At 50.0% G+C, this 6,433-nt stretch carries 4 protein-coding genes and 1 pseudogene; 4 read left to right on the top strand and 1 reads right to left on the bottom strand.

The window, feature by feature from the left end:
* Nucleotides 1-221 precede the first annotated feature (221 nt).
* Entirely contained in the window at nt 222-815 is a 594-nt protein-coding gene (locus Q3F21_RS18875; protein ID WP_340256543.1) for a YdeI/OmpD-associated family protein, read from the bottom strand.
* A gap of 454 nt (nt 816-1,269) precedes the next feature.
* On the opposite strand from Q3F21_RS18875, the gene Q3F21_RS18870 reads away from it, so the two are divergent.
* The 4 genes and pseudogenes from Q3F21_RS18870 (at nt 1,270) to Q3F21_RS18855 (ending at nt 6,354) form a co-directional block, all read left to right on the top strand.
* Entirely contained in the window at nt 1,270-1,938 is a 669-nt protein-coding gene (locus Q3F21_RS18870; protein ID WP_340256539.1) for an aspartate/glutamate racemase family protein, read from the top strand.
* A complete protein-coding gene (locus Q3F21_RS18865) occupies nt 1,935-2,597 on the top strand; it encodes an AroM family protein (protein WP_340256536.1) in 663 nt (220 codons plus the stop codon). Before Q3F21_RS18870 ends, Q3F21_RS18865 begins: the two co-directional genes overlap by 4 nt.
* Before the next feature lie 461 nt (nt 2,598-3,058).
* Nucleotides 3,059-4,524, top strand: a pseudogene (locus Q3F21_RS18860) (Msr family ABC-F type ribosomal protection protein).
* A 267-nt stretch (nt 4,525-4,791) separates the two neighbouring features.
* Nucleotides 4,792-6,354, top strand: coding sequence for a PucR family transcriptional regulator (locus Q3F21_RS18855; protein ID WP_340256533.1), 1,563 nt, complete (start codon nt 4,792-4,794; stop codon nt 6,352-6,354).
* The last annotated feature ends 79 nt before the right edge of the window (nt 6,355-6,433 follow it).

The following is a 6,433-nucleotide window of genomic DNA, read 5'->3' as shown; positions in this document are numbered from 1 at the left end:
TGTCTCCAAAAGAAAAAAAGACCTGGCCGCACTCAGAAGGGTTGCCATTTAGAATCATGCTGAGAGTCCCGGAATTAATGCCGGTTAATTCACTGAGATTACTGATCATAAAACCATTGTGCCGTAGATTTGTTGCTGAATGAATACTGCCTACACGAAAAAACGAAAAAACGGGAGCCTACGTTTTGCACATAAGCCTCCGTTAGTTCAAGGAGAATATCCTAATCATGTAATCCCTTTCCATTGAGAATTTGCTGCATACATTTTTCAACCCTTGACTCACGAGTTTTGGATTGTTTGGGTTCAGAAAAATAAAGAATGTATGCTCTTTGCCGTCCCGGCGTCAATGCTTCAAAAGCAGTTTTCAAGGCAGGGATTTCATCGAATTTATTTTGAAGCTCTTCAGGAATTACGAATTCTGAACTCTTTTTAAAATTCACTTCCAAACCGGCTTTTTCAACTTCAATGGCTTCATAAATATAGGCTTTCAAGATGGGTTCCATCTCGACTATTTCTTGAACATTGGTGAACCGAATCTGGCGCGCCGCCTGTACATTCTCCGTTTGTTGGATTAGAATCCCATGGGCATCCTGTAACAAGGCACCTTTGTGAAACAGAAGCGCACAATATTCTTTAAATCCATGTATTAAAACTATGTTTTTTTTCTCAAACGTGTAACAAGGATGCATCCACTTAAATTCTTCGGTCAGCTCACAGTCAAGAACGATATTCCTCAACTTCTCATATTCTTCCTTCCACTTTTTAGCTTTACTTAAAAATTCATCAACCTTAGGATTCATTCTGCTATTTGTCATCAAGGAACACTCCTCTTCAATTTTTCGATCAGCTGACTGTCAAGCAGATCTGGCGTGGAAACTATCCTTAATCGCTTCGTACAATGCTAGTTTTTCGGCTCGATTCAATTCATCAAAGTTTTCGTACAGGTTTTTCCAACCCACCAAAATCGTTTCTTGGAAGAGGTGTATCGGTAATTATACAGTATTACCCAAAGAGCAACAATCTTTACGAAAACAGCAAAAATAAAAGAACCACCAAATAGATCGGAGGTTCCTATTGTGCTGGATAAGCCGGATCCGTTAGCTGGCCAAATGAACAAGATAAGTTTATTTCTGCGTGGAATTGGATAACGGATTTGTGCATGCGGGACAATTTTATCCGTCCTTTTTAGCTGGTTAGGCCGTATTCCTCGCCGATTGGCTCTGCCTATAATGGAAGGAAAACAAGGCAAAGTTGACAGGAGGGGTTGGCATGCTGGGAATTATTCGCGTTCTTACGCTTTCGGACCCCCGCGATGTACACCGTCACGGGGAGCTGATCGAGGGCCAGTACCACATACCGGTAGTGAGCGAGTGCATCTGGGATCAGCCGAAAGGCATCTACGATCAGGAAACAGAGGATATGGCCATCCCGAAAATCATTGAGGTGGCCAAACGCCTGGAGGCGAAGGGCTGTCAAGCGATCGGGATCAGCTGCGCTGCGGACCCGGCTTTGGCGGAAGTGAGACAGGCAGTCCGCGTCCCGGTGATCGGAGCAGGCTCGGCAGCCGCCCATCAGGCCATGGCGATGTCCCGCAAGGCGGGTGTACTGACGATTCTCGACGACGCTCCGCCGCTGGTCAAGCAAATCCTCGGGGATGCGTATGTCGGCGTGAAAAGGCCAGACGGAGTTCGCACCACGCTTGATCTGCAAACGCCGGAAGGACGGCAAAACGCTCTTGAAGCGGCAAAGCGGCTGAAGGAGCAGGGAGCCGAATCGATCGTGCTGTGCTGCACCGGCTTTGCCACTATCGGCTTTGCCAAGGAACTGATGGACACGCTGCAATTGCCTGCCATGGACCCGATCATGGCGATCGGAGCGACTGCCTCGATGTTTCTGAAAAAACAGAATTCGCTCTCCCCGGATGGAGCTGCCGTATGAAAAAGCTGGGGACGATCACCATCGGTCAATCGCCGCGTGTCGATGTAACGCCGGAGATGCTGCCTTTCCTGCCCGAATTTCAGGTCGTGGAGAAAGGGGCGTTGGACGGGCTTGGTCCGGAAGAGTTGGCCGCCCTGGCCCCGAAGCCGGGCGAAAATGTGCTCGTCAGCCGCTTGCGGGATGGCTCGCAGGTAACGATGTCCAAGCAGTCTATCCTGCATCTGATGCAGCAGCGGATCGACGAGCTGCAAGAGGAAGGCGTCGAGGTTATCTTGCTTCTATGTACCGGCCACTTCCCGACATTTGAGTGCAAATCTCTGCTGCTGGAGCCGGACCGCATCCTGAACAGCGCGGTACGCGGTTTGCTCACAAAGGGCAGGCTCGGCGTCATCAATCCTGTGCCTGCGCAGCGCGAGGCCTCGCTGGAGAAATGGGAACGCGACGGACTTGAGGTCTTCACGGCGGCCGGCTCTCCGTACCTGGGGGGCGACGAGATCGAAAAGGCCGCCCATTCGCTGAAGGAACATGATGTGGACTTGATTGTATTGGACTGCATCGGCTACACGGAAGAGATGAAGCGGACGGTCAAGCGGATCACGGGCAAGCCGGTCATCCTGTCGCGGACGCTGGTTGCGAGGGTGCTTGGGGAGCTTGGATAAAATGCGGGTACGTTTGTGGAAGCTCGCTGCCGAAATCGTACTTTTTGACTTTTTCAAGCCATTGGCTGTATAATATCTAGTACATTTTCCATTTGAGGAGGATTATTAAAAATGTATTCGATCAGATTGCGTATCCCGACTTTGAACAAGTAATTAAATACGTTCAAAGGCTCTGCTTGTGCATGCAGAGTAAACGGGAGCAGTCTGTCCTTTTTTAATAATCTTTATGTAACATGAATCTATGTTATTTGTAGAAAGGCGGAGCGTTCTGCCTTTCTTTTATTATGCGAAAAACCTTTCCCATTTGTCCTTGGCGTACGAAGGTTTATTTGTCGATGGCGTCGGCGGACGAGCATCTTCTTCTCAGGGACTGAACTCCTGACCGTTTACTCTGAATCGCAGGCAGATTGCCTGTGATTTTTTATTTTCCTTTTGGAAGCAAAAACGGGAGGGAACAAGCAATGGAAAAATTGTGTTTAGAACTGTTGGATATAGAAGTATCGTTTATGGACCGGATCGTACTGGACATTCCAAGATTGACGGTTCACCAATTCGATCGCATCGGGCTCGTGGGAAAGAACGGTACCGGTAAGAGCACGTTATTGAAATTGATGTGCGGAAGGATCGCACCGAATAAAGGGCGCGTAAATCGCCTGATTGACTTTGGGTATTTTGAGCAGACGGCAAAGCCTGCTGAGAGGGAAGCTGATTTGGATTTTGAATGGCTCGGGAAACTGGGAGTCCCTCAAGCGAGCGCGGAGCAGTTAAGCGGCGGAGAACAAACGCGCGTGAAGCTGGCGCAGCTGTTCTCGACGTACCATGAAGGATTGGTGATCGATGAACCGACGACGCACCTGGACACTGATGGCATAGACTTTTTGATCGAGGAACTGAAGTATTACTACGGAGCGCTCGTTCTTGTCAGCCATGACCGGTATGTGCTGGATCAACTGGTGACAAAAATTTGGGAGGTGGAAAACGGAAAAGTGACGGAGTATACAGGGAACTATTCCGATTACACTAGGCAAAAACAATTGCAGAGACAGCAGCAGCTGGAACAGCATGAGAAGTATGTAAAAGAAAAAAACCGGCTGTTGCAAGCAGCGGAGGAGAAAAGGCGAAAGGCTGAGAAGGTTACGCAGGCAAATAGCCAAATGTCCAAGAAAGACGCAAAAGCAAAGGCAAATAAAATGTTCATGACCAAATCCAAGGATACCAGCCAAAAATCGATGCAGAGGGCGGCGAAAGCCATTGAACAGCGCGTCGAACAGCTTCAAGTTGTAGAAGCACCCGAAGAGGAAATCGCTCTTCATTTCCATCAGCCAAACGCTTTGCAATTGCATAACAAGTTTCCGATCATGGCCGATCGCTTGACGCTAAAAGCGGGTGAGAAAATCATTCTTCAAGGAGTCAGTTTTCAATTTCCCTTAGGCGAGACGATTGCAATCACAGGAAGCAACGGATCTGGCAAGACAACACTGCTTTCGCACATTGTAAAGCAGGGGGAAGGCATTGTTCTTTCGCCGAAAGTTGTTTTCGGAGCGTATGGACAAATGGATTATCATTTCGAGAAAGCGGAGACGGTCCTTTCGTATGTGAAAAATCGGAGCGATTATGAAGAAAGCAAGCTTCGTGCCGCCCTTCACGCCATGAACTTCAGAGGAAATGATCTCAAAAAAGACGTACGAGCGTTAAGCGGAGGTGAAGCTATTCGGCTCAGCCTGTGCCAGCTTTTTCTGGGCAGGTACAATGTGCTTGTGTTGGATGAACCGACGAACTTTTTGGATGTTGATTGCGTGGAAGCATTGGAAAAATTCCTGCAAGCGTATAAAGGCACCGTGCTTCTGGTGTCCATGACCGGATGTTTATCGAGCGGGTGGCCGATCGCGTGTATGTGATTGAGGATCAACAGCTGAAAGTAAAATAACGGGAAGAAAGAGCCGGGTATCGGAAAGAAATGAGTGAAAGAGAGGCTGTCCACAAGCGGAAAATCTGCTCTTGGTCAGCCCTCTGTTTTTAAAGCGACAGCAGCGAATCGTTCAGCTTGCATGGATATCACTGGAATGGAGCCGCACTTTTACTTGGCCAATTCCACCAGCAATAAAATTTTATCGTTAATACTAAATTTTTTGTCTATTTTGACTATATTTTTGTTACACTATTTTTCATACAGTGTGGCGAAGGAGGGAAGCTTGTGAACGGAGTTACCATACGGGAATTAATGGAGCTACCCCTTTTGAAAGACGCTCGTGTTATCAGTGGATTTGAAGGCTTGGATCGTGTTGTGCGCTTTATTGATATCATGGAGGTGCCGGATTTGAGAGGGTGGTTGCGGGAAGGCGAGCTGCTGCTGACCACAGCGTACTCCATCCGTCACGATCCTTCGCTTTTGCCCGAAATCGTCGAGCATATGGCTCAGGCCGGTGCGGCGGCATTGGCGATCAAGCCGGAGCGTTTTCTCCACGACCTTCCGGAAGAAATGATTTCGGTCAGCAATCGCTATCAGCTGCCGATCATCGAACTTCCGGCGATGATCCCGTACATGGACATCACGCACGCCGTCATGGAGCAGGTGCTGGATCGCCAGGCGGCTCTGCTTCGCCGCTCCGAGGAGGTATACCGGACGCTGACCACGATGGTTTTGGAGAACAGCGGACTACAAGCGGTGGCAGACAATGTTTCGGAGCTGGTCAAGGGAGCGGTCAGGGTGCTGGACAACCACGGAAATGTCCTCGTGTCCGTACCGCAGGACTGGAAGCAGCAGTCCAGGCAGCTGGAATGGGATATCGTGGTAGACAAGCAGGTAGTAGGCAAGCTCCAGATTGACAAGGAAAGCCTGGACGACATCCAGCAGGTATGCGTAGAACAGGCCCGAGTCGTGGTCGCTTTGGAGCTGATGCGGACAAAAACGGCGGTCGATACAGAAAATCGCCTGCGGGGAAATTTGATTGACGAGCTGCTCTCCGCCGTTCCTCCGGCGAGGCATGAAGTAGAGCGCAGGGGAAGGCAGCTGGGCCTGAACCCGAGCCAGGAGTGGGAGGTAGCCATCATTGAGGGCAATGAGATGATGATTCGCCAGATCGCGGCTCCCTCATCGCGTTTTCGTCAAGCGATGGACCAGGAGGCTCAACAGAGGGGGTTCCAGGCTCATGTGGAGGTAAGATATAATTCCGTGCTGCTCTTGCTGTCAAGCAAACCGGCCGGGCAGGAGCAGCCGGGCAAGGCCAAGAAAGGGGCAGAGGCCGCAGCCGCTCCTGACTTTGCGTGGCGGCAGGCCATTGAGCGGTCTCTCCGCGAGCAGGGAGGAAAGCGGCATGATATCCATATCGGAAGCGGCAGGCCCTATCCTCTGTGGCATGTGCACCAAAGCTATGCGGAAGCGAGAAAAGCGCTGGCGATCGGAATGAAGCTGTCTCGGCCAATGGAAGTAACGGCCTTTGAGGACGTCGAGGCTTTTCAACTGCTGGCGGAGTATGCGGATCACGCCCATTTCTCTGAGCTGTTCGAGAGAAAGCTGGGGAAGCTGCATGCTCATGACAAAGAGCACGGCAGCGACTTTTTGCGGACGCTTTACTACTTTCTGGAATCGTCGGGAAATTTGATCGAGACCTCCAATCGGCTGTATATACATCGGAATTCGGTGAAGTACAGATTGCAGCGGATTCGCGAGATTATTCCCATCGACCTCGGCTGTCCCCGGCAGCGCTTTGTTTACCATTTATGCCTAACGTACCATTACCTGAAAGCAAATGAATAACGGATGCAGCCGTCTTGCGGACGGCTGTTTGTTTTTGTTGCGAAACCAGACGCAAAGCGGACTGTTGCCCTCTTTGACC

The sequence above is a fragment of the Brevibacillus borstelensis genome, from assembly GCF_037834415.1.
GTDB classification, from domain to species: Bacteria; Bacillota; Bacilli; order Brevibacillales; family Brevibacillaceae; genus Brevibacillus; species Brevibacillus borstelensis_A.
This window is presented reverse-complemented; position numbering and strand designations above follow the sequence as displayed.